Consider the following 24,269-nt stretch of genomic DNA (forward strand, 5'->3'; position numbering starts at 1 on the left):
AATGGCTACCCCCTTGACTATTCGCGTATAAAGAAAAAATAATGTGTGATTAGTATACTACAAATTATATCAACAATACAATTGTTTTTCAAAGAATCTCTCGTTATCCCCGGATCAAACCCAGGATTCGCCGGAAAAACTCCTCGACTGGCAGGTGAACAGTCTGCGAAATCAACACAAACAGTCCGATCAGAACCAGGTCCAGCGCCACATTCTGCAGCAGCACCTTATCCGGCCGTTTCAGCAGGACCCGCGTATCATACATTGCCATATAAACCGCCTGGTATGCCATTGCAGCCAGCGTGCCAAGAGCAACGCCCTCCAGTCCCCAGAACTGGACAGCGACAACGGAGATACCAAAGTTTAATACGGCTGCGATAATATAGTTTTTCTGTGTCTGTTTGAAATGCCCGGAAGCCAGGATCAGTTTGTCATACGGATCACGGATGCTCTGGAAACCATATGCCAGTGTCAGCAGCAATGCAAACAGCGGACGGGTATAATTCGCATCGGTTATTCCATCGGTATACACCTGCACAAACGGAACCAGGAACAGCGCAACGCAGCCGAAAGCCAGGATGGTTACAACATGGATCCAGCGCTCAAAGGAAGCAAAGAACCGACGAAGCTCACCCTTGTCTTCACGTACTTGCAGTTCGCCCAGTTTGGGCTGAACACTATAGGTCACAGAAAAGAAAATTTGCCGGATACCGGATATGACCATGAAATAAACTGAATAAACAGAGATTTCCTGGAAGGTGGAAAACAGCGTCAGCAGAATAATATCTGTATTTTCTAACACGAAATAAGCTACATGCTGGGCGATCCCGTTCCATTTTTGCGGGATCGGTTCCTCTACATACTGAACCTTCCGGTCAATATCATAATGCCGTTTGACATACAGGAGAATCAGGCCGATCTGGATGAATCCGATCAGTGTTCCTGCCAGCTTCACAACATACAATGGATTCCCTGAGCGGATCAGGAGCACCTGGACAACTGTATTCACAATTTGGGAAACTGTAGCCAGGACGTAAATGATATACCCCTTCTGGTCAGAAATGACCAGAAACTGTTCCGGCTGGCCAATCATATATGAGGCAATTCGGCCGATTCCCAGGACAATGACTAGCGGAAGTGTGGCAGAAACACCAGATAGCATTGGAAAAAGAGCGGCCAGCGTAATGACATATGCGATACAGATTAAACCAATTCGCCGATAAACTTTATACCCGGATGACAGGATTGCGCTGATTCGGTAATGATCTCCTGAAGCAAGTGGAGCATACAGAGAAGCAGGAATCACAGCTCCAATGCCCATTTCCAGTAACACAGTATACGAAAGGAACTGGGAGATGGAATGCACCACTCCGTTCATTTCTGATCCGTAATATACTAAGACTTCCCGGGGCAGGATAAGTCCGCATACTATAACAACTACGTGTTGGATTACAGACCAAATGGTATTTTTCATTTGTTTCTTCATATGGTTGCTTTCCCCAGGATTCTTTTCCCCAACTGCCAACAGGAACGGATTGGATAAACTAAACTGGGGGTGTACAAGAACAGTGAACGTGTTATTTTTGATTTGATGCTCAAAGGTTCAAATTCAAGATGTTTCCACTGGAGTAAAATTTCTTTATGGATATTTGTCAGAATAGTTGGATTATAGTCATGTAAAAGCAAATGGGAGTATTTCATACTTAAGGTGCGGGCATATCTTTCCAGAAACAAGGATAATGTTTCTTTAGGGAAAACTGATGGGGTATGGGATATAACATATTCTTCGATTGTCTTCACCGCTACCAGACAATCAAGTATATTTTTTTCTGAATTTGAAGATGTAATACTATCGGGTCGGTTACGGTATTGTAAAAATGAACCTGGCAGCGTTGCAATCCGGGAACACTTCTCGAACAAGACACAATCAATTTGCATATCTTCGTAATTATATCCTTCTGGAAAACGAAGGTCATTCCATAACCAATGACAGTATATTTTGTTCCAGACAGCCCATTCTGCTGTACCAGACAGTAGCATATTCAGAAATTCTGAGGAAGATAATACCGATTCTTTGCTGAAGTAGGAGCGCTTGATTCTTTGTTTTTTTTCACTGCTTAGATTATGCTGTGTATAACATTCATCATATCCGCATATAACGACATCTGCTTTATTTTGGTCAACTGATGTGATCATACATGCGATCATATTTGGTTGAAACGCATCATCTGAATCCAGAAACGCAACATATTCCCCTGTCATCCGATCGAGTCCAGTATTCCGTGCTCCACTGAGTCCCCTATTTTCCTGGTGAATCACAATTACACGTGGGTCGGAGAGATACTCATCACAAACCGCTCCGGATCCATCGGTAGATCCATCATCCACAACTATAATTTCCAGGTTTGTATAGGTCTGATTAATCACACTGTCCAAGGCTTCCCGCAAATATGGCAACACATTATATACAGGTATAATGACACTTACCAACGGTTCCATGCAGTTATCCTCCTTAACTACATTTCATCGTTTTTTACTTTTGTATATGAACAGCAGAAGGAACGCATTCTCCAAAGCGCTTCATCTTGCTGGAATACTTGCTTTATCTGTATTCAAGAAGTGGGATTATCCGTTCTCCATCAACCAGACATCCCATTAAACTGGAAGAAAAATGCCAAAGGATAAGCAAGATAATCCTTTGGCACAAAAAACAAAATCATATGAGCCGAAGGGGTTATGGGGGACGATCAGAAAGCCCCCATTGCTCAATTAGAACTCGCAATTCTGCGGCGTTCTCGCATACGGAATCACATCCCGGATGTTATCCACACCCGTGAGGTAAATCAGCAGCCGTTCAAAGCCCATGCCGAATCCGGAATGGGTGCATCCGCCAAAGCGGCGGAGGTTCACATACCAGTACATCTCTTCCTTGGAGATGCCCAGCTCATCCATGCGGCCTTCCAGCTTCTCCAGCCGGGTTTCACGCTGGCTGCCGCCCATCAGTTCGCCGGCACCGGGAACGAGCAGGTCCACCGCGCTCACAGTCTTTCCGTCATCGTTCTGGTACATGTAGAACGCCTTGATGTCCTTCGGCCAGTCATACACAAACACGGGAGAATGGAAATATTCTTCCGTCAGGTACTTCTCATGCTCCTTCGCGGTATCTTCACCGAATTTCGGCTCAAACTTGAATTCGGTGCCGTTCTCCATGGCCTTGCGCAGGATGGAGATCGCTTCGTCATGGGTGACCCGTGCGCAGGTGCTGCTGAGCAGGCCTTCCAGTTTCGCGATCAGTCCGCCGCCGGTGAACTGGTCCAGGAACTTCAGCTCGTCCGGGCACTTTTCCATTACGGTCTTCACAATGGCCTTCAGGAAGTCTTCCTCGATGTCCATCAGCTGGTTCAGGTCGCAGAAAGCGATTTCCGGCTCGATCATCCAGAATTCAGCCGCATGTGTTTTTGTGTTGCTGTTCTCTGCTCGGAAGGTTGGTCCGAAGGTATAAATCTTCGAGAAGGCCATCGCGAAGGTTTCGCCTTCGAGCTGGCCGGTTACGGCCAGGCTCGTGGGCTTTCCGAAGAAATCTTCGGAAGGATCCGCTTTGCTGCCGGCGGGCAGGGTGGTCACGGTAAAGGTGTTGCCGGCGCCTTCCGCGTCATTTCCGGTAATCAGGGGCGTATGCACATACACATATCCCCGGTCCTGGAAATACGTATGGATGGCCATGGCAGCTACGCTGCGGACGCGGAATACCGCCTGGAACAGGCGCGTCCGCGGACGCAGGTAAGCGATCTCCCGCAGGAATTCTACGGTGTGCCGCTTCGGCTGCAGCGGATAGTCTTCCGGGCAGTCCCCTTCCAGCACGATGGATTCTGCCTGGATTTCCGGGGTTTCCGGATCCTTGTAGCTGGGAACAACCTTGCCGGTCACGGTGACGGCGCTGCCGACATGCAGCGCCTGGATATCGTCAAACCCGGGCACGTTATTGTCATACACCACCTGCGGATTGCGGAAACAGGTTCCGTCGAAGAAATCGATGAACCCCATATTCTTCTGTTTCCGATGATTCCGGATCCATCCCTGCAGCGTAACACTCTGTCCCTGCAGTGATGCCAGCTGTTCCTTCAGCTCCCTGGTGGTAATCACGTCCATGGTTTGTTCCTCCCTCTGTTTCAAGCACAAAGAGGCGAAGCCCCTTCCCGCTATTGCACAGTATGATATCACAAAACCCCTTGAAACACAACGCTTTCCTGTTCGTCAACTTGACGAAGGTTGTCAATCTGTATAGAATATGGATACGTTTCCTTTTTTTCTGACTCCTTTTACTGACCGACCCAACCCCGAAGGAAGATTATTGAAACCATGAAACGGAATGGATTGCTCTTGCTGGTGCTGCTCCTGCTGCTGACCGCGGCTGCGGCCGCGGAAGGCATGTCCGGAAATCCGGACCTGGCTACGCCGACGGACCTGGACTGCGCCCATGAGAACACCAAGGAATATGTATTTTATGAAAACCCGGAGTATATCCGCCTGGACAATCAGTCCCACAAGGTAGTCGGATATGATGCGGTAGTACGTACGGCCTGTCTGGACTGCGGTGAAATTCTTTCCGAGGAAACCCGGGACAAGGTAGAGGAAATCCGGAACCATGTATTCCGCAACGGCGTATGTGCCATGTGCGGAGCCCAGCAGCCGATCATTTTCCTGATTTATACGCAGGAAGATATTCAAAAGCAGATGGAAAAACAGGAGGAAACGCTCCTCCTGCGTCCGGAAGGAAGCAGCATGGCTGTCGCAATCCCGACAGCCGTAGTGCTGGATATCCTGGAAAAGAATCCCGGGAAGTCTTTCCGGGCAGAGTTGCAGCCGAAGTCGGACGGGTCCTTCTACGCGGTACTGGTTCTGATTGACGGCAATACAGAACCGAAGCCTTTCCAGCCGGAAGGAGCTGAAATCCGCTGTTATACCCGGATGGATACCCCGACAATCGCTTATACGCCGAAGGATGGAAAACCCACTGAATCTGAAACCGAATTTGTGGACAACAAAACTCCATCCCAGCGGTACTGGGTGGTACCGTTCATCGGAAATGGAGTATACAAACCGGAATAACTCTGATTAATTGAAGAATGGCAGGAGCAAGTGCTCCTGCCATTTTTGTTTGGAAAATATTACCGGTTTCCGTACATTCTTTCGTAGTAATTCTGGTATTCGCCGGATACAATTTCTTCCCACCAGTCCCGGTTCTCCAGATACCAGGTAACGGTTTTTCTAATTCCTTCTGCGAACATTGTTTCCGGAAGCCATCCCAGTTCCCGATGAATCTTGGCCGGATCAATGGCATACCGCCTGTCGTGGCCTTTCCGGTCACCCACGTAAGTAATCAGGCTTTCCGGTTTTCCGATTTCCTGCAGGATCAGTTTTACAATGTCAATGTTGGCCATTTCATTGTGTCCGCCGATGTTGTACACTTCCCCGACCTTGCCCTCATGGATGATCAGGTCAATGGCCTTGCAGTGGTCTTCCACATACAGCCAGTCCCGGACATTCTTCCCGTCGCCGTATACCGGCATGGATTGGTCGTTTAGTGCCCGGGAGATCATCAGCGGAATCAGCTTTTCCGGGAACTGATAAGGGCCGTAGTTGTTGGAGCACCGGGAGATCGTGCACGGAAGCCCGTACGTCCGGTGATAGGCCATTACCAGCAGGTCGGCGGAGGCTTTCGAGGAAGAATACGGCGAAGAGGTATGAATCGGCGTTTCCTCGGTAAACAGGAGCTCCGGCCGGTCCAGGGGCAGGTCCCCGTATACTTCATCCGTGGATACCTGGTGATACCGCCCAATCCCGTATTTCCGGCAGGCGTCCATCAGCACGGCAGTGCCCATGATGTTGGTCTGCAGGAAAACACCAGGATCTTCAATACTGCGGTCCACATGGCTTTCTGCGGCGAAGTTGACCACGATATCCGGCTTTTCTTCCTCAAACAGCCGGTATACCGCTTCCCGATCGCAGATGTCTCCCTTTACAAACCGGAACTGGGGATGATCCATTACACTTTTCAGGGTGGACAGATTTCCGGCATATGTTAGTTTATCCAGGCATACGATTCGGTATTCCGGGTGCTTTTCTAGCATGTAAAAGATGAAATTGCTTCCGATAAACCCGGCGCCGCCGGTAACAATAATGGTCATGCTTTTTCCTCTTTTCTGCGGCTGTTGATCAGCAGGATCATGCATACGATGAACCCGGCCACGCAGAACATGCCGGCAATCTTGATGGTCTGCTTGATGAATGCGCCACTCAGCAGGGAAGGTGCTTTATACTGATAATCAAATACCGACACAGTCATGTCATTGACATACTTGTCATTATATTTCTGAATTAGGTTGGCAAAGTCCGTCATAACGGCTTCCCTTTTAGTTACCATGGAAGAAATGTTTGCTTCCAGTGTAGCAATCTGTTTCCGGGCGGCTTCCTCAGCTGCTTTTGCCAGCTCTTCCAGTTCTTCCTGGGTCCGCTCGGAAACAACGATCTCCTCAGTGGTTCCAGAGCCCTCGGCACTGTCAGATGCAGGGATTACAGATGTTTGTTCGATTGCTGTTGCAGGTGCTTTTTCGGTTTCTTCTGTCTTTTTCTCACCGATCAGGTCAGCCAGCAGCAGGCGATAATTGGAGATCTCATTGTTGATGGTTGTGATTTCATCTGCGACTTCCCTCCGGTTAGCAACCAACGCATCGTAGGTCTCGGAAGAATTCCCGTCAATCTTGGTCAGGCTGTCCGCGGTGGACAGGTAGATGATTTCGTTCTTGTCGTAGGAAGCAATCAATGCATCAAGCCGACCAAGCTGATCATTCTTTTTGTTTAGTTCATTTGTCAGACTCCTGATCTCGTAGTCATACTGGGTTATCAGACGGGATGTATTCTTGGTCAGTGCGTTCATTGTGATATCTGCGCTGAGCTTGGAAATATCAGTATCGATCAGGTTGTGCAGTCGCACGGAGATGTCATTGAAACCTTGGCCGTTCAACCGAAGTGCCGGCTCTTTTTCGTACAATTCGTCAGCGTAGGAAATGGCGTCTTCCATAGTACGGGTCAGAATTGTCAGCTGCTGCGGATAATCATAATCATCAAGATTGTAGGAGACGCTAACAGCATTCTTGCCGGCGGTATACACTTCGCTGAAATATTCCTTATAGCTGTCCATTATGGCGTGCATCAGTTTTTCCAGATCGCCCTTGGATATTTTTGAATCAAATCCATTATACAGAACAACGGTATACAGTGTCGGATGATAGTCGGAAAGCGTCAGTGTACGATTGGCACTGAAATCCAGCAGGGATTCATAGTTCATCATTTGCCGGACAATATCTTCCGGATATACACCGGAGGTTTCAATCTGGCCGCGAACTTCTTCCACGGTATACCGATCGGTCATGCCGGCGTTTGCCAGGGCTTTTTCCAGAACTTCGTCCGAAGTGACCGCGGAAATACCAAATGAGTATCCATTTGGAGCAATGCCTTCTGCTGCTCCGTCAAAGGAAAATTGCACATTAGCTGCCGCATAGGTTTTTTCAGGATTGGTCAGGAAGAGGATAGCGGAAAGGATCGTGCCAAGAATACCACATACGATCAGCACGCACAGAGTGTTCCGCAGCCAGTGGCTTTTTTGATTGTTCATCTGCTTCTTCATACTGCGGCCGCCTCCTTTCTTTCATCCTCATCTTTTCTGCCTTTTTGGAATTCCGGCGCAAGGGCTGCCAGGAACCAGATTCCGCAGGCGATCACCGCTCCTGCAACCGCGCCAATGATCATTTTTTTCAGGTTGGCAGAAATGAAGTTTTGCAGCCTGTCCTGCGGTTCAGTATGCTCTGCATAGGTCGTGTAGAATGGGGAAGAAATCAATTCTTCCATATGAGCTTTAATCCCCTCATAAACCGCTCGGCAAGAAGCGATGGTCTGTTGTAGGCTTTCTTCAGCAATCGCCAGGTCAGTTTCTGCTGCTATGACTTTATTGCTGTCAGCTGTCAGGTTAGCAATCTTGTCGTTTAGATCCGCGATAGTGGTTTCCAGCTTGGCAGCACTGGCATAATTATTTGCTTGCTGCAGGATCAGTTCGTTATAGTAATCGGTGGTTGTCCGTGTGGACTTGGCAGTATCACTTTCCTGCATGGAGACGAAGATCTCATCATTTTTATAGTTTTCCAGGATGGACTGTATTGTCGCGACGTTGCTGTTTACCACGTCCAGCTGGCTCTGCGCATTCCGCAGCTGGTACCGATAATTGGTGATCATGCTGTTTTTGTCCCGGACGATGGAGTTGTTGTACACGTATGAGTACAGGTAGTCAATTGCGATTTCTCGTCCTGTCTCGATGGTCTTCATCCAATCTTCCAGGTTTCGACCATCTTTATGGGAGCGGTAAGCCTTTACTGCATTTGATTTCTGGTCGCAGTAATTGTACAGGTTATCACTTGCTGTTTGTAGAAGTTCGAGGCTTTCCAACAGATCCAGGTTTTCTGTATCGATAACAAACAGTTCATCATCCGGCAGCTTTACGTTTGCGTAGGTCAGTACGAGGTAATCATTGTATGCACTCAGAATCCGGTCCAACAGGAGTTTTACTTCAGCGTCCTTCAGCACCAGCTTTTTTGCATCGTCTTGTGCACCAACAGGAGTAAACCCATTGGTTAACCGTACGACAAACTTGTTGTTGTATATCATTCTTACGTTTTGCATCTGGGCATAAGCGCCAGTGTTTTTGTCTTCTACCATTTGAGATGCCAGTTCTTGAGCTCGACGGCTTTCATCTGTTAGAACTCGCTCGATAGAGATATTCTTTCGCAACATGGCAAGCGTAATCGGCTGGCTGAGATCCATTCCTTCCAATGCCTGCTGCAGTACGTAAGCTGAGGTTATTTGACTGAGGTCCAGTTCACTGCTTCCGTCTGGCGCTGTTAAATCTTTTGCGGGCGAATAGGTAATAATCTTCCGGCCGTTTAATACTTGCTCTCGGGCAACATCATATTTTAGAGTTACTACTGATGTAGCTGTTAGCATAGGTGGATTGATTTGGTATAATAGCAAAGGAGCGACTATACCAACAACCATGCACAGTACCAGAACCCAAGCAAAAACACGGCTCTTCAGCTTAGCATTATGGAACACATTACTCAGGTTAATGACATCTTCTTCGCTTTCTGGAGCGTTGACTACCACGTTGATCTGTGCATCTTTGTCAATGGCCAGTCGACTTTCTTGATGCTCGTTCTGATCCATCTGATTCCCTCCCATCATCCCTGGTAAAAGGGACATACTTTAACAATTCATATTATCATGCAACCAATGAAAAAGCAATCTCTACAGATCGTTTACATGTTCGCTATGTAAGAGTTTCTACCTATGTTTTATGTTTGACGGAAATAGAGGGGATATTGTATAATTTAATCTGTATGATTACGTCTTTTAATAATTCGACGGAGTCATATCTGCTACAAAGCAGACCGGGAGAATCACAGGCAGGCGCAGATGGGCTCGCAGTGGTTTGCTGGAGCCGGAAACGCTGAAAAGAGACTGGTGTTTTATGACACGCTTCAGCGGGCCATATGGCGGAGCCTAACTCTTTTGAAGCTAGTTTATTTGACAGGAAAGCAGAAGGTGAAGAGCCATTAAGAATAAATTGTTTTGGCCGGTTCTGGATGCTCTGTTTGTAGTAATTGGCCTTTTCATATCGGTTGAGTTTTACTTTTCCCTCAGTGTATCAGCGGTTCGGATAACCCAGATGTGCCGGACACTGCCCATTCTTCTTGCCGCGACTTTGATGGGATTGTACATCAGCAGGATATATAAAAGTCTCCTTCGCTATGCCGGGGCAGATACTTTCTTTCAGGCAGCAATTGCCACTCTCGCCGGAACCGGTATCACTTATCTGATCAGCCTGGTGGTTTCGCTCTTTTGCGGGAAATACGAAGATCAGATTGGTGCCCGGCTGATCCTGATGCCGAGACCGATTTATTTTATACAGTGGGTAATCACCTTAGCACTGATTGCTGGCTCTCGTTTCCTGATTCGTTACCGGACTGCTGGGGCAATCCGGAAGACTGGAGAGAGACAGAAGCGGTTCCTGATTATTGGAGCTGGGTATGTTGGCGCAACGGTAATCCGGGATATTCAAAACGGCCGGTATGGAAATGCCGCAGCTGTGGTGGCGCTGGATGATGATCCGGCTAAAACCAACGCAGCAATCTCCCGTGTTCCGGTTGTGAAAATGGATGTGAAAGAAGCCGCGGAAGAATACCGGGCAGATGAAATTATCATTACGGTCCATTCGCCCAAACAGGAACTGATTGAATCATGTATGGCTACCGGCAAAAAGGTCCGGGTGTTTTCGGAAGCCCAGGGTGTTGTCCGGGAACTGAACATTGCTGATTTGCTGAATCGGTCGGAAGAACACCTGGATATGAGCGAGGCGAAGGAATACTTTGGTGGTCGCCGAGTACTGGTTACCGGTGGTGGAGGATCCATCGGATCAGAACTTTGCCGTCAAATTCTGGCTTTCACACCAGCACAGCTGGTGATTTATGATATTTCTGAAAATTATATGTATGATCTCCTGTTTGAACTGAAGGAAAAGTATGGAGATCTTGTAGCGAATACCGTACGTCTGGAGGTTGGCTCTGTCCGGGATGAGGAATCCCTCTGGCGGGTAATGGGCAGGTATAAGCCCCATGTGGTGATCCATGCGGCGGCTCATAAACATGTTCCTCTGATGGAAGACAGCCCAGAACAGGCGGTTCTGAATAACGTGTTTGGTACTTATAAAACCGCGAAGATTGCGGCAGAGTGCGGCGTAGAGCGTTTTGTCCTGATATCCACGGACAAAGCTGTGAACCCGACCAATGTGATGGGGGCTACAAAACGCCTGGCAGAGATGATCATTTCTTCTATGAATGGCAGTAAGACCCAGTTTGTGGCGGTTCGCTTTGGAAATGTACTCGGTTCCCATGGGTCTGTAGTACCGATTTTTGAAAAGCAGATCAAACAGGGTGGGCCAGTAACGATTACGCATCCGGATATCATCCGCTACTTCATGACGATTCCGGAAGCGGCTTCTCTGGTACTGCAGGCAGCATCCATGGCCAAGGGCGGGGAACTGTATGTCCTGGATATGGGAAAGCCGGTAAAGATCAAAGATCTGGCAGAGCGCATGATCCAGCTTTACGGTACTGGAGAAGAGAAGATCGAGTATGTCGGACTTCGACCGGGAGAGAAACTTTACGAAGAACTCCTTCGGGATACGGAGAATGACCAGGCAACAGAAAAGGACCGGATCTTCATTGCAAAGCAGGAGAAGACCAGTCCGGAAGAAATTGCGGCCGCACTGGAGAAACTGGAGACATGTCTGGATACGCATGGAGATGTCAAAAAGACTTTGGCAGAGATTGTAACGACATATCATGAATCTGGACAGGTTGGATAATCGGTTACTAATGGTTTTTATTTCAAAAACGCATGAGGTGACGATCAATGCAGATTAAATCAAAGTACTCCTGGATGAAACATGTGGATTTTATGGTCGTAGACCTGATTGCGCTTTTTCTTTCTTATCTAATTTCGTATTATTTGAAATTTGACAATCTCAATTTCGCCCAGAATGATGAATGGACCAGATATCTGTTTATTGTATTGATTCTGAGCATTGTAATTAATTTCTTTGTAAATCCATATAGCGGGATTTTGAAAAGATCCTACTATATGGAGATTATTCGGGCTTTCCAATTGGCAGTATATAATCTACTTTTAGCCAGTGCAATTTTTTATGCATTTAAAATCGGTGCAACCTATTCTCGTGAGATGTCGTTCGTTATGTATGGCATCTATTTTGTCTTGTCTCTTCTTTTGAAGTTCTTGTGGAAAAAACTGATTGTCAGCGGAAAGGTGGTAATCAACACAACAAAGCAGATCCCGCTGTTTGTGATTGGCAGCAAAGAGGGGATTGAAACCACCATCCGTAATGTGACGGCTGGGGACTTTCAGCTCTATGATGTAAAAGGAATTCATCTGGTCGATGATAAAGAAACTAGCCGTGTGGATATTGAAGGGATGGACAGCATTCCGGTTTTTATTGATGATTATGAAAAGTATGTGCTGGATAACAATATTGGAGAAGTGTTGGTGGCGGTTCGGCCGGGCTTGGTGGAAGAAGGTGTATTGGAGCGCCTGAACGCCAATGCGGTAGGGTTGAATATTGTGGTGGAATCCGCTGTAGGATTTCAGCCGGAAGATCAGTATATTCAGAACTTTGGCGTGTATAAATCCCTCAGCATTGGAGCGTTTTCTTTCAAACCGGGGCAAATGTTGTACCTTGCATTGAAGCGACTGGTTGACTTTGTGTGTGGTTTAATTGGCGTTATCATTTTGATTCCGGTAACCGTTATTGTGAAGTTGATTTACTTGCTGACAGGTGACAAGGCAAAGATCTTCTACAGGCAGAAACGGATTGGACAAAATGGCAAAGAAATAAGAATTTGGAAATTCCGTTCTATGGTTCCGAACGCGGATGAGATTCTGAAAGAATTACTGAAAGACGAAATCTATCGGAAGGAATGGGAAGAAAACCAGAAATTCTCCAATGATCCTCGGATTACGAAAGTCGGAAAGATCCTGCGGAAAACCAGCATTGATGAACTTCCGCAAATGATTAATATTCTGAAGGGCGATATGAGCCTTGTTGGTCCCCGGCCGTTGGTGGCAGGAGAACTGGAGCAACATGGTGGATTGAAACTTTATCAGAAAGTGAAACCTGGAATTACCGGATGGTGGGGCTGTAACGGAAGAAGCAATATAGATTACAGGGAACGCCTTGAACTGGAGTACTATTATGTACGAAACTGCAGCTTCTATCTGGATATTCTTTGTATCTTCAGAACGGCGTTAGCGGTTATAAAGAAAGATGGGGCCCAGTAAAACAGAGAGCGAGGAAGATAAACAGATGGATATCAAGATTATTGTCGCAACGCATAAGAAGTATTGGATGCCAGATGATCCCATGTATCTTCCTGTTCATGTGGGCGCGGCAGGAAAGGAAAGCATTGGCTATCAGCGGGACGATGAGGGTGAAAACATCAGCAAAAAGAATCCGAATTACTGTGAGCTGACAGGTCTTTACTGGGCTTGGAAGAATCTGAATGCGGATTATATAGGCTTGGCACATTATCGCAGGCATTTTTCAAATGGAAAGATGTTTGGCGATAAGAAACAGAAAGTAATTGACGCCACACAAATGGAGCAGAAGCTGAAGGATATAGACATCCTTCTGCCGACACCTCGGAACTATTGGATTGAGACGAACTACAGCCAATATGCCCATGCGCACCATGCGATCGACCTGGATACAACAAGGGATATTCTGAAGGAAAAATATCCGCAGTATATTGCTGCCTGGGATTCCAGCATGAAGAAGACAACAGGACATCGCTTCAACATGTTTGTGATGAAAAAGGAACTGTTTGACCAATACTGCGAATGGATGTTTGATGTACTTTTCGAACTGGAGAACAGGCTGGACATTAGTACTTATAATCAATATGACCGTCGTGTATTTGGTTTCGTCAGCGAACGGCTTCTGGATGTATGGATTGAAACGAATGAGCTCTCGTACAAGAACACAGGATATGTTTTCATGGAAAGTCAAAATTGGTTTATTAAGGGGGGACGTTTCATAAAGCGAAAAATGTTAAAAAGAAATATCTAAATGATATTATTGCGATAAATATTCACTAAAGCAATTTTCTTTACAGCATGTTGCATATCAAGGAAAAGGAATATTTGCCTATGAGCATGGGAAAAAAATCGATTCATTCAATTTATTATGAATTTGGCTATCAAAAATTCGGCCCTTTTTTATTTGGGTTTTCGAAGTGGTTAAAAAAACATATTGATAATAAGAATTATAATAAAGTGTTTTTCTTTTCACGGGATGGTTATATGATGAAAAAAGCATATGACTTGATAGATGAAAAGAAAAATGCAACGGAATATGTATACTTTTCAAGAAAAAGCCTACGCCAGGCATTACTTTGGAAAACAAATTCATTTGAAGAATCACTAAAGTATTTATCTTGGGAAAGATTTGTTAGTGTGGGAAAACTTTTGGAATACTTTGGTTTTAACGAGGAAGAAAGGCACGGAATAGCAGAAAGCAACAACTTGGATCTTAATCGAGACTTGGCATTTGATGATATTGCAACTGATTCGGAGATATCACAGTTGTATTTTCAATACAAAGACATAATTTTTCAAAAATCGGAAATCCAATCCAATCTATTGCTGAAGTATATCAATCAAATTGGTATGAACGATCATTTTGCCATCGTTGATATTGGTTGGCATGGAAGCATGCAGTACTATTTGGAATTGTTTTTATATGAAAATGGCCTTGAAGCGACTATTGATGGTTATTATGTTGGCATATTGCCCAATGTTCCGATAAAAAACAATGCATATGGATATATATATGACAAAAGCAGACCTCAAAAAAGAAAAGACACTTTATGTTTTTTTGGATGCTTAGAACGATTGTTCCAAGGGTTTGAAGGATCAACAAGTGGATATAAATTGAATATAAACGGGGAAGTTGATCCTGTTTTAGATCAATATGAATATATAAATAATGAAGACATAGTTCTTGTTGATCATATCAAAGAATGGCAGCAAGCAGCTCTTGATTATATACAAGCGAGTCTTTCTATTGAGAAAACAACGGAGAATTACAATGAACTTGTGCAGCCTCTTATGAAATTTGGCAAAACTCCAACACTGATGGAAACTAAGATTTTTGAAGGATTTTATATATATGATGGAGCAAAAAGATACTTTATTAGTGAAAAAAAGATATTTCAATACAAACCAAAGGAATTAATTCATGCTTTAAGTAATAGTCCTTGGAAAACTGGTTTTATGAAGTCTGCATTCAAAATCCCATTTCCGTATTATAGAATATATGAGGTAATTAGAAAATGAATTGGCTTCAAAAGAGAATAATTAATCAAAAAAAAATTAAAATAGTGAGCTTTGATGTGTTTGATACTTTAGTTGAGAGAAAAGTCATAATACCGTCGGATGTTTTTGCGATTGTTGGAGAAAAAATATTAGGGAAACAAACGGCTGAAACATTCAGAAAGGATAGAATAATAGCTGAAAGAGAAGCAAGAAAAGGCCAAATATCAAAAGAAGTGACAATCCAACAAATATATGATTTTCTACCAAAAGAATATGAATCATTCAGGCTTGAGCTGATGGAAGAGGAAATGGCAGAAGAAATAAACACCTGTTACCCAAAGAATCCCATTCAAAAAGCATATCAATATTGTGTTTTGTTATCAAAAGAAGTGATTATAACAACAGACATGTATCTGCCGAGAGAAGTTATCGAAAAAATACTCAACAAATGTGGATACAAGGATTATTCATCTCTGTATTTATCGAATGAATATAATGCAAGCAAAAGAAATGGAGACCTATTTGATATTATACTAAAAGAAAAGAAAATTACAGGAAAAGAAATATTGCATATTGGGGACAGTCCAAAGGCAGATTTCATATCGGCAAAAAAGAGAGGAATTAATGCTATATTTGTTCCCAAAAAGAAATGGATAAGAGGGAAATTATATGAAAAAAGTCTTAGAAATAAACGTTGATGACTTAAATTCGGGAGGTGTATTTTCTCTTGTAAAAAATGTAATTGTAAATAATAATAATACTGAAACGAAAATTGATATTGCGGCCATTGAAAGATTTGAAAATCAAAGCAACATAATATTTTTAAATAGATATAATTGCATGGTTCATTATATTGGGCATGATGGAAACAAGTTTGGAAAGCAAATTCATGTATATCACAATTTGAAAAAGCTGTTGTCTGAACAAAAATATGATTATGTTCATATACACGCTGATACAGCGAATAAGCTATTTGTTTCCGGATTGGCAGCGAAACATGCAAAAGTGCCTCATATTATTTTGCATTCACATTCTTCAGGAGTAGAAGGGAATAGCAAACTAAAAATATTAATCCATAAGATATGTAGTTATAGATTGAAGCATATTGGAACAAAATTGGTTGCTTGTTCAGAGGTTGCTGCAAACTGGATGTTTCCAAATGCAATAAAAGATGTGGAAATTGTTAAGAATGGTATACCGCTAGAAAAGTTTCAGTTCAATAATCAAATCAGAAAAGAAGTTAGAAAACAGCTGGGCATTGAAGATAATGAGGTGTTAGTTGGTCACGTGGGGAGGTTAATGGCTCCCAAAAACCATGAATTTTTAATATTGTTGGTAAAGAAAATGATAGAAGCTCATATTCCTGCCAAATTATTAATTGTTGGAGAGGGATACAAAGAGCAAGATCTGCGAAAATATGTAGATAGTCTGAAGATCTCAGACAGAGTTATCTTCTTTGGCACTTCAAACAAAGTAAATGAACTTCTGATGGCTATGGATGTGTTTTGTCTTCCTTCCCTTTTTGAAGGATTTCCAATAGTAGGAGTAGAGGCGCAAGCAAGTGGTCTACCGGTGATCTTTTCCATAAATATTACAAGGGAAGCGAAGCTTGTCGATTCAGTGAAATACTTACCAATAGAAGAAGGTGATGCAGAGAAATGGATTGAAGCAATTAATGAATTAGCTAAACGACATGAAAGAAATAACGGTGTTACAATTGTTCGTGCACTAGGTTATGATATTTCTGATACAGTAAATGAATTTATGAATCTGTATGAATAAGAAGGATATTATCATGAATAAAGTTGGATTATTAACTATCCATGACACTCTAAATTTCGGGTCGCTTTTCCAGACATATGGTTTGTATAAAGCTATAGAAGAGTTGGGATATGATATTACACTGATCGATTATAAAAATACTGCTATAACCGAAAGAGAAAAAACATATCGATTGAATGAGGTTCATACTGTAAAGGAACTATACAAAGCTTTTTTTCATCATCATTTTTTGGAAGCGAAGCATATCAATTTTTGGGGATTCATAAATGACAACATGAAAGTTTCGGAACCATATTATTCTTCCAGTATCAAAAAAGCGAACGATCTTTTTGATACTTTTGTTGTGGGTAGCGATATTGTATGGGGCATGGAGATTACGGGATATGACCTGAATTATATGCTAGAATTTGCTGAAGAAAGCAAAAAGAAAGTATCCTTTTCCTCATCGGTCGGTACAAGATGGCCGAAGGAGTATGATGAAAGAGTAAAGAAACTTTTATCTCGGTTTGATAGTATCTGCGTAAGAGAACAATTAGCTCAGAAATGGATTAATGAATTATTGCCAGGGAAACAAGTAATTGAGACCTGTGATCCAACAATGCTATGGAATAAAGAGACATTATGGGGACAGTTCAACAATACAGAACTTGTTCCACAGAAGAAGTATATATTGATATATCTAAAAACAGATGATAACCGAACGGTGATGGATGCAATTGCGTATGGTAAGAAACACGGATTGCCTGTATATAATATAAATTATTTTCATTCGATTCCGGGAGTTAAAAACATTCGCCCTACCAATGTGCCGCAATGGATTAGTTGGTTTGCAAATGCTGAAGTGATCTTCACTGCATCATATCATGGTATTATGTTCTCTTTATACTTTGAAAAGCAATTCTTTTGGTATAGTAGAGCCAATTCTGCAAGGACTGAATCATTGAGTAAAGAACTACATATACAAAATCGTGAAGGCAATAAAGAAAATATTGAAAAGGATATTAAGATAGATTACAATGTAACAAACAAAGCAATTGAATCAAAACGGGAATTGTCCTGGAGTGCATTAAAAGCAATATTATGATGATATAATTGGAGTAAGAACATGGATGAAAAGAAAAGGATAGCTTGGATTACGCCAGAATATTTTATTGAAACAGATATATACGTTATAGATAATTTGGCGCCATATTATGAAATAGATTGGTATATTATCTGTAGTGGAAAAATCACAAAGGATTTTTCTGAAAAAATAAACACGATTAAAGAAAATGGAACAAAAGTGACCTATTGGTTAGTTGAAAAGAAAGGGATGCATCCTAAAAATATAAATCATTTTATTCAATTATTCAAATCGATAAAAAAGAAGAAACCCAATATAGTATATACATGTTTATGTTATCCGTTCTACTATTTGCTAATCTTACTGCTAATGATTAATCGGGAAAAGATAATACTAACAATCCATAATGTCCATGTTCCTAAAGGAGGCTCTCAATATTATAAGAATACAATCTACAATAAATTTGCAATAAAGACCTTCTTGAATTTTCAAACATTTTCACAAAGTCAATTTCAGGAGTTACAAAAATTAACAAAGAATAAGCCAATCTTGCTGGTTCCATTTTTCTTGAAGAATTATGGTCCGGCAGAAGGAAAAAAGAGAGAAAGCAATGGAATAGTATTTTTAAGTTATGGCTTTATCAGGGAATACAAAAGAATTGATGTTTTAATTTCAGCAGCACAAGAAGTATTCGATGAATATAAAATACCATTTAAAGTAATTATTGCTGGATCATGTGACAATTGGGAGGATTATCAAAGACAAATATACAACAATGATCTGTTTGACTTAAGAATTAGACGAATTGACAATGAAGAAGTCCCATCATTATTCGCAGAATCAGATTACTTTGTTGCCCCTTATCAAGATATAGCACAAAGCGGGTCTGCAATAGTCGCAATAAACTATTCAAAACCAGTCATTGCATCAAGATTACCAGCGTTTGAAGAATATGTAGAAAACAATAAAACGGGTTTTTTGATCAATCCTGCAGACAAAGAGGATCTAAAACGAGTAATTAAATGGATCTTAGACAATCATGCGAACATCTATCCCGAATTGATTCAAAATATACATTTGTATAAAGACAGAGTCTTTTCAGCTGAAAACATTACTAAAAAATACAGGGATTTTATTGAGGGAATAATTACGAATGAATCGTTATCCTGAATTAGCCAAAGAAAAAGAATGTACAGCATGCTTTGCATGTGTAGATTCTTGTCCACAAAAAGCCTTATTAACATATATAAACAATGAAGGGCATTATGCGGTTAAAGTGGACACCGCAAAATGCATAATGTGTGGTCATTGTGAGAAAGTGTGCAACAATGCACGTGTTGAGTATGGCAACAACAATCTGAATTTATCTACGGTATATGCAGGATATACAACAAATGAAGAATTGAGGGAAAATGCCACTTCTGGAGGTGTTTTTGCAGCAATTGCCAAGATGGTGATTGATAAGGGCGGAGTAGTTGTAGGTGTACATTTCGATGGTACCTATGCCAAACATATTCTAATAGATAATGCTTCAGAAATATATAAGCTTCAGGGGTCAAAATACACACCGAGTTCAATGGAAGGAATTTATAGAACAATACAAGAAGAGTTAAAGAAACGTATTGTTCTTTTTTCAGGAACAGGGTGCCAAGTTGGGGGTGTTCTTTCGTTTTTTAGCAATAGTCCGTATAAAGACAATTTATATACCATGGATTTGGTTTGTGGTGGTATTCCCAGTACGGCACTAGTAAAAATGTTCAATGATCATTATCAAAACCAATATTCTATTCGTACATTTAGGAATAAAGACAAATATGAACTGACAGTAAGAGATCAAAATAACAAGATTAAAGCCATGCCTCTTAAAGCATTACCACTCGGTGGCTTTTCATGTGAAATGACTAACAGATACGCATGTTATGATTGTAAATTTGCATTCTGCCATAGAAAAAGCGACTTAACTATTGGAGATTTATGGAATTATAAGATTTTGCCGCAAGAACATTCTAAAGGATTATCTTTGATCATTAGTAATACACAAAAAGGGGAACAGTTACTTAAGCAGGCGGAAATAGTAAAAAATAGAATTAACTGGGCAGATGTGTTAAAGACCAATTATAGAATTGCCTATGGCAAAGGAAGAATATATAGCCCAAGGAAAAAGCTACAACATAATCTGTCGCGATTGTCATATGATAAATTTGAGCAAATATACTGTTTATCTGTAAAACCGTATAATATTAAATTATTTGGCTTTAAAGTTTATAGGCATATAATGTGTAAAATCGAACAAAAGAAAAGACAAAAATTCATAGATGAATTGTTGAACAAAGAGTTATAAGATTCTTTTGTTACCGAATATAAGATAAAGGAAGAATGCCCATGATTGTTGCATGTACTGTATCATTTAACAGCAGTGTAATCATTGAAAAAACAATTGATAGCTTACTTTCACAATCCTTTCTAGTAGACAAAATTGTAATTGCGGACAATTGCAGTAATGAAGAAAATAAAGCAAGATTGAAATCATATTTGGACAAATCACCTACAATAGATATCATATGGCTAAATAAAAACTCCGGTGGTGCTGGTGGATTTTATGAGGCAATGAAATATGCGAAGGAGCAATATGATCCGGATTGGTATTGGCTTATGGACGATGATGCATACCCCAATCCCAATTGCTTGGAAATCCTTCTGGAGCAGCAAAAGCAATTAGACAATGTTGGATTTGTTGCGCCTGTTATTTGGGGTATTGATAATCAAAAATATCAATTGTACCATCCTCGAAAGGAACAGGGGAAAGCAAATAAGTTTTCTGCAATAGCAGAAACAATAGGAGAGTTAAATCCTGTAGAAATAATTGATATCGATGCCTTTGTTGGTCCCCTTATCTCCAAAGAAGCGGTGAATAGTTGCGGCCTTCCGAGGCCTGGGTATTTTTTAGAAGGAGATGATATGGACTATACGTTTAGGATCACAAGACAGTTTAAAGGTTATTTGATTAAAACTGCTCAGATTAATCATAAAGATCTCATTATTGCAAACGGTATCAATCCAGGGATGTGGTGGAAACAGTATTATTCGTATAGAAATCCTATCATTTTTGCAAAATACAATTATCATGGTACTAAAAAGAGAAGATATATTTTTAATCATTTATTATTTGCATCCAAACAAATCATTAAGATGTATCTTGATAACCGATATAAAGGATATAGATTATTTCGAAGCAAGTTGTTGATTAAAGGAATTCTTGATGGCTTGAAACGAAAGGAAGGGATAGTGGTTGTTCCTTCTGAATATAAACAATCTCTAACAGATATGGAAATGAAAATGAAAAGTCATATTAAAAGATGAATATTAAGAAGATAGTGAAAAGATGCGATTAACTAAGAGGATACATAAACAATTTACGCAATTTGTAGCAAGAGAAAAGCTGGAAACCAATGTAAGTATACTGGTCAGTTTTATAGATTGATCTTCCGGAGAAGATGTCTTATGTATTTTCCTAGTTAAGTATAAAGACTATAGTTTTTTTCATGTCGGATATGGATACATGCGTTTATGTCATTTGTTGAAGCATGTTATACTTGAAAGAGGAAATAACTATTTGATCAACTGTTTTGGTGGATATAAAAATGAGAAATAGGATAAAGAATATCATTTCAAAAGAGAACAGAGAACATTTAGACATATTATATTATTGTGCTCTTGGATTATTTCTGATTTATATGATTTCCACGCATTTGCTATTAAAGGTTGATCTTGATTTTTTATGGAAACCATTGTTTTTATTATGTATAGCATTATTATCTATAAGGGAGTGCATGAATCCAGAACTTAGATTAAAAGAATTAATTGCACTTCTATTTATGATGATAATTGTATCTCTGATTTTTCGGATTGCAATAGGGCCATCAGCAAATTCTCTTATTATGGTTTTTGTCTTTGCCTTTACGGCAAGAAAAATGAAATTCTCCAACATTGCAAGATTTGCAGTTATAATTTCTGGTGTAATGCTATTTATTATCATTCTTTGTTCTGAGTTGGGAATAATAGAGAATTATGTAATGCATGATGAAAGAGAAAGGGAGTTTTTAGGATTCAGATATGCGCTAAAAGCACCAGCGCTGTTCTTTAATATTATTGGATTATTTGTCTATATCAAAAAGCAGAAGATATCATTGATTCAAATTGCATTGCTCACAATAATCAACATTTTCCTATATCAAAAAACAGATTCAAGACTAAGCTTTTTTTTAGGGGAACTGATATTGCTTTTTGCCTTTATAATGAAGAAATGGCCCAAATTATTAACAAGAAGAAAAGTATTATGCATTCTAGTTGTTTTTTCATTTCTCCTTGGCTCTTTAGGCATATGCTATTTAACAAAAAATTACAATCCTTCCATAGGATGGCAATCTAAACTTAATTCTGTTTTGGCTGGAAGATTATACTATAGCCAAAAATCCTTGGAAAAATATGGATTTAGCATTTTAGGAAATAAAGAAATTGAATGGACAGGAAATGGCTTAGATAAAGAAGGGAAACCAAGCAATCAGGAATATTCATATGTGGATAGTTATTATATACAAGTATTACAAAGATATGGACTATTGGTATTATTATCTATATTATTGATTTGCACAATATCAATGATAAAAATATATAAGGAAAAAGATTATTATCTTTTGTTTTTGCTAGGATTTAAAGCAGCACATTGTATTATTGACGATTCATCTATGCTTCTAGAGTTTAATACATTTTGGATTGCAATTGGCACTATGGTATTTCGCCATGTGTTTACAGATGGATATATTTTTTCGTATTATAGTAAAAAGAAAACAGTGCATATCGGAATGCGATAATATGAATCCTTGATAAAATAAGACATATTTAAATGGATATTAAATGTGGTTGCTTAAGATATTAGTTTTGATGCGAAAGGCGATCTGATGAAAGCTACTTCTCTTAAAAAAAACTTCCTGATGAATACCATCTTAACGGTATCGTCTTTTATTTTTCCAATTATTACTTTTCCTTATGTATCACGCGTGCTTTTGCCGACTGGCACTGGGAGGGTTAATTTTGCAACATCTGTGATTTCATATTTCTTGATGTTTGCTCAAATGGGGATACCATCTTATGGTATTCGTGCATGTGCAAAAATCCGAGACAATAAAGAAAAATTAACCAGGACGGCACATGAACTACTCATACTCAATCTGATTATGAGTTTAGCGGCATATATTCTGCTTGCAATAGCATTAATTGTGATTCCCAAATTCCGGGAAGAGAGAACGTTGCTTATTGTTATCAGCCTAACAATTGGATTGAACGCTATTGGAATGGAGTGGCTGTATAAAGCACTTGAACAATATGCCTATATTACAGTTCGATCAGTCATCTTTAAATTCATAGCATTAGTCGCTATGTTTTTATTGGTACATGCAGAATCAGATTATATTATTTACGGGGCCATAACAATTTTGGCAGCATCTGCCTCAAATGTGTTGAATTTGATCAATGCGCATAAGTTCATTGGTTTCAAGCCAGTTGGGGATTATGATTTACGAAAGCATCTGAAACCAATACTCGTGTTTTTTGCGATGGCGTGTGCTACGACTATATATACGAATTTAGACAATGTTATGTTAGGGTTTATGACCACAGATGCTGACGTGGGGTATTATGGTGCTGCTGTAAAGATTAAAGTGATATTAGTTAGCATTGTCACATCATTAGGAGGTGTATTACTTCCCCGTGCTTCATACTATGTTGAACATGGGAATATGGAGGAGTTTAAGAGAATTACTTCAAAGGCAATGAGTTTTGTCTTTTTATTCGCAACGCCTTTGACAATATATTTTATTATGTTTGCTCATAACGGAGTACTGCTGCTATCTGGAGAAGCGTTTGAAGGTGCAATCATTCCTATGCAGGTGATTATGCCGACATTACTCTTGGTGGGAATAACAAACATAATGGGTATTCAGATACTCGTACCAACGGGAAGGGAAAAGGTTGTGCTGCATTCAGAAATCGCAGGAGCAATCGTCGATATTGTAATCAATGCAGCATTAATTCCTTCTATGAAAGCAACCGGAGCAGCCATTGGCACGGTTGTTGCAGAATTAGTTGTACTTGTTGTTCAGTATCATGCATTACATGAAGAAATCAAGGGCATGATGCAAGATATCCACTTTGGAAGAATTATAGTAGCGGTTTGTCTTGGAGTAGTTTTATCTTTTTGGGTTAAGTACATTCATCTTGGAGATTTCTTCACCCTGGCGATATCAGCGTGTTTCTTTTTTGCCGGATATGGAGTATATATGCTTATCCGAAAAGAATCGCTGATCATAGAATTATATTCGCAAGTGGTGGGCATAATCAAACGCAGAGAAAAGGTATGATGCAACTGTTTGTT

General features: G+C 40.9%; 19 protein-coding genes. 13 read left to right on the forward strand and 6 right to left on the reverse strand.

Features of this window, described 5'->3' with window-relative positions; translation table 11 throughout:
• Positions 1 to 103: 103 nt before the first annotated feature.
• From JNO48_07310 to asnS, 3 genes are all read right to left on the reverse strand, one after another.
• Positions 104 to 1,486 carry a polysaccharide biosynthesis C-terminal domain-containing protein gene (locus JNO48_07310; protein ID QTE67032.1) on the reverse strand — a complete coding sequence of 461 codons (1,383 nt, stop codon included), beginning with the start codon at positions 1,484 to 1,486 and terminating at the stop codon, positions 104 to 106.
• Positions 1,483 to 2,499: a glycosyltransferase family 2 protein gene (locus tag JNO48_07315; GenBank protein ID QTE67033.1), complete on the reverse strand. Its 1,017-nt coding sequence runs from the start codon at positions 2,497 to 2,499 to the stop codon at positions 1,483 to 1,485. Before JNO48_07315 ends, JNO48_07310 begins: the two co-directional genes overlap by 4 nt.
• A 270-nt stretch (positions 2,500 to 2,769) precedes the next feature.
• On the reverse strand, positions 2,770 to 4,149 hold the full coding sequence (gene asnS / locus JNO48_07320; protein ID QTE67034.1) for an asparagine--tRNA ligase: 1,380 nt from the start codon (positions 4,147 to 4,149) through the stop codon (positions 2,770 to 2,772).
• A gap of 210 nt (positions 4,150 to 4,359) precedes the next feature.
• Here asnS and JNO48_07325 point away from each other — a divergent pair, with 210 nt between their 5' ends.
• Positions 4,360 to 5,109: a hypothetical protein gene (locus tag JNO48_07325; protein ID QTE67035.1), complete on the forward strand. Its 750-nt coding sequence runs from the start codon at positions 4,360 to 4,362 to the stop codon at positions 5,107 to 5,109.
• A 59-nt stretch (positions 5,110 to 5,168) separates the two neighbouring features.
• Here the strand turns inward: JNO48_07325 and rfbB are convergent, their stop codons facing one another.
• The 3 genes from rfbB to JNO48_07340 are packed head-to-tail and all read right to left on the reverse strand — an operon-like array spanning position 5,169 to position 9,273.
• A complete protein-coding gene (gene rfbB / locus JNO48_07330; GenBank protein QTE67036.1) occupies positions 5,169 to 6,188 on the reverse strand; it encodes a dTDP-glucose 4,6-dehydratase in 1,020 nt (339 codons plus the stop codon).
• Positions 6,185 to 7,687, reverse strand: a complete 1,503-nt coding sequence (locus tag JNO48_07335; GenBank protein QTE67037.1) for a hypothetical protein — start codon at positions 7,685 to 7,687, stop codon at positions 6,185 to 6,187. Before JNO48_07335 ends, rfbB begins: the two co-directional genes overlap by 4 nt.
• On the reverse strand, positions 7,684 to 9,273 hold the full coding sequence (locus tag JNO48_07340; GenBank protein QTE67038.1) for a hypothetical protein: 1,590 nt from the start codon (positions 9,271 to 9,273) through the stop codon (positions 7,684 to 7,686). Before JNO48_07340 ends, JNO48_07335 begins: the two co-directional genes overlap by 4 nt.
• Before the next feature lie 502 nt (positions 9,274 to 9,775).
• Here JNO48_07340 and JNO48_07345 point away from each other — a divergent pair.
• The 12 genes from JNO48_07345 (at position 9,776) to JNO48_07400 (ending at position 24,255) form a co-directional block, all read left to right on the forward strand.
• Positions 9,776 to 11,473, forward strand: a complete 1,698-nt coding sequence (locus tag JNO48_07345; protein QTE67039.1) for a polysaccharide biosynthesis protein — start codon at positions 9,776 to 9,778, stop codon at positions 11,471 to 11,473.
• 47 nt (positions 11,474 to 11,520) lie between these two features.
• Entirely contained in the window at positions 11,521 to 12,960 is a 1,440-nt protein-coding gene (locus JNO48_07350; GenBank protein QTE67040.1) for an exopolysaccharide biosynthesis polyprenyl glycosylphosphotransferase, read from the forward strand.
• 25 nt (positions 12,961 to 12,985) lie between these two features.
• A complete protein-coding gene (locus JNO48_07355; protein QTE67041.1) occupies positions 12,986 to 13,747 on the forward strand; it encodes a DUF4422 domain-containing protein in 762 nt (253 codons plus the stop codon).
• 80 nt (positions 13,748 to 13,827) lie between these two features.
• The gene (locus tag JNO48_07360; GenBank protein ID QTE67042.1) at positions 13,828 to 15,015 is read left to right on the forward strand and encodes a hypothetical protein; all 1,188 of its coding nucleotides are present in this window, start codon (positions 13,828 to 13,830) and stop codon (positions 15,013 to 15,015) included.
• A complete protein-coding gene (locus JNO48_07365) occupies positions 15,012 to 15,692 on the forward strand; it encodes an HAD hydrolase-like protein (protein ID QTE67043.1) in 681 nt (226 codons plus the stop codon). The genes JNO48_07360 and JNO48_07365 overlap by 4 nt, the downstream gene beginning before the upstream one ends.
• Positions 15,664 to 16,776, forward strand: coding sequence for a glycosyltransferase (locus JNO48_07370; GenBank protein QTE67044.1), 1,113 nt, complete (start codon positions 15,664 to 15,666; stop codon positions 16,774 to 16,776). The genes JNO48_07365 and JNO48_07370 overlap by 29 nt, the downstream gene beginning before the upstream one ends.
• A gap of 13 nt (positions 16,777 to 16,789) precedes the next feature.
• The gene (locus JNO48_07375; GenBank protein QTE67045.1) at positions 16,790 to 17,860 is read left to right on the forward strand and encodes a polysaccharide pyruvyl transferase family protein; all 1,071 of its coding nucleotides are present in this window, start codon (positions 16,790 to 16,792) and stop codon (positions 17,858 to 17,860) included.
• Positions 17,861 to 17,881: 21 nt separating this feature from the next.
• Positions 17,882 to 19,009 carry a glycosyltransferase family 4 protein gene (locus tag JNO48_07380; protein QTE67046.1) on the forward strand — a complete coding sequence of 376 codons (1,128 nt, stop codon included), beginning with the start codon at positions 17,882 to 17,884 and terminating at the stop codon, positions 19,007 to 19,009.
• A complete protein-coding gene (locus JNO48_07385) occupies positions 18,993 to 20,180 on the forward strand; it encodes a Coenzyme F420 hydrogenase/dehydrogenase, beta subunit C-terminal domain (GenBank protein QTE67047.1) in 1,188 nt (395 codons plus the stop codon). The genes JNO48_07380 and JNO48_07385 overlap by 17 nt, the downstream gene beginning before the upstream one ends.
• A gap of 41 nt (positions 20,181 to 20,221) precedes the next feature.
• Positions 20,222 to 21,199 (forward strand): glycosyltransferase, encoded by a 978-nt coding sequence (locus JNO48_07390; protein ID QTE67048.1) that lies wholly within the window; start codon positions 20,222 to 20,224, stop codon positions 21,197 to 21,199.
• A gap of 281 nt (positions 21,200 to 21,480) precedes the next feature.
• Positions 21,481 to 22,710: a hypothetical protein gene (locus JNO48_07395; GenBank protein ID QTE67049.1), complete on the forward strand. Its 1,230-nt coding sequence runs from the start codon at positions 21,481 to 21,483 to the stop codon at positions 22,708 to 22,710.
• 87 nt (positions 22,711 to 22,797) lie between these two features.
• Positions 22,798 to 24,255 (forward strand): oligosaccharide flippase family protein, encoded by a 1,458-nt coding sequence (locus tag JNO48_07400; protein QTE67050.1) that lies wholly within the window; start codon positions 22,798 to 22,800, stop codon positions 24,253 to 24,255.
• Positions 24,256 to 24,269: the final 14 nt, after the last annotated feature.

Source organism: Clostridiales bacterium, assembly GCA_017569285.1.
In the GTDB taxonomy this organism is placed as follows: domain Bacteria; phylum Bacillota; class Clostridia; order Christensenellales; family Aristaeellaceae; genus Aristaeella.

What these genes read in the sequence shown, in the direction of transcription:
- JNO48_07310 (QTE67032.1), bottom strand. Translation starts at nt 1,486, where the DNA reads ATGAAGAAACAAATGAAAAATACCATTTGGTCTGTAATCCAACACGTA.
- JNO48_07315 (QTE67033.1), bottom strand. Translation starts at nt 2,499, where the DNA reads ATGGAACCGTTGGTAAGTGTCATTATACCTGTATATAATGTGTTGCCA.
- asnS (QTE67034.1), bottom strand. Translation starts at nt 4,149, where the DNA reads ATGGACGTGATTACCACCAGGGAGCTGAAGGAACAGCTGGCATCACTG.
- JNO48_07325 (QTE67035.1), top strand. Translation starts at nt 4,360, where the DNA reads ATGAAACGGAATGGATTGCTCTTGCTGGTGCTGCTCCTGCTGCTGACC.
- rfbB (QTE67036.1), bottom strand. Translation starts at nt 6,188, where the DNA reads ATGACCATTATTGTTACCGGCGGCGCCGGGTTTATCGGAAGCAATTTC.
- JNO48_07335 (QTE67037.1), bottom strand. Translation starts at nt 7,687, where the DNA reads ATGAAGAAGCAGATGAACAATCAAAAAAGCCACTGGCTGCGGAACACT.
- JNO48_07340 (QTE67038.1), bottom strand. Translation starts at nt 9,273, where the DNA reads ATGGATCAGAACGAGCATCAAGAAAGTCGACTGGCCATTGACAAAGAT.
- JNO48_07345 (QTE67039.1), top strand. Translation starts at nt 9,776, where the DNA reads ATGTGCCGGACACTGCCCATTCTTCTTGCCGCGACTTTGATGGGATTG.
- JNO48_07350 (QTE67040.1), top strand. Translation starts at nt 11,521, where the DNA reads ATGCAGATTAAATCAAAGTACTCCTGGATGAAACATGTGGATTTTATG.
- JNO48_07355 (QTE67041.1), top strand. Translation starts at nt 12,986, where the DNA reads ATGGATATCAAGATTATTGTCGCAACGCATAAGAAGTATTGGATGCCA.
- JNO48_07360 (QTE67042.1), top strand. Translation starts at nt 13,828, where the DNA reads ATGAGCATGGGAAAAAAATCGATTCATTCAATTTATTATGAATTTGGC.
- JNO48_07365 (QTE67043.1), top strand. Translation starts at nt 15,012, where the DNA reads ATGAATTGGCTTCAAAAGAGAATAATTAATCAAAAAAAAATTAAAATA.
- JNO48_07370 (QTE67044.1), top strand. Translation starts at nt 15,664, where the DNA reads ATGAAAAAAGTCTTAGAAATAAACGTTGATGACTTAAATTCGGGAGGT.
- JNO48_07375 (QTE67045.1), top strand. Translation starts at nt 16,790, where the DNA reads ATGAATAAAGTTGGATTATTAACTATCCATGACACTCTAAATTTCGGG.
- JNO48_07380 (QTE67046.1), top strand. Translation starts at nt 17,882, where the DNA reads ATGGATGAAAAGAAAAGGATAGCTTGGATTACGCCAGAATATTTTATT.
- JNO48_07385 (QTE67047.1), top strand. Translation starts at nt 18,993, where the DNA reads ATGAATCGTTATCCTGAATTAGCCAAAGAAAAAGAATGTACAGCATGC.
- JNO48_07390 (QTE67048.1), top strand. Translation starts at nt 20,222, where the DNA reads ATGATTGTTGCATGTACTGTATCATTTAACAGCAGTGTAATCATTGAA.
- JNO48_07395 (QTE67049.1), top strand. Translation starts at nt 21,481, where the DNA reads ATGAGAAATAGGATAAAGAATATCATTTCAAAAGAGAACAGAGAACAT.
- JNO48_07400 (QTE67050.1), top strand. Translation starts at nt 22,798, where the DNA reads ATGAAAGCTACTTCTCTTAAAAAAAACTTCCTGATGAATACCATCTTA.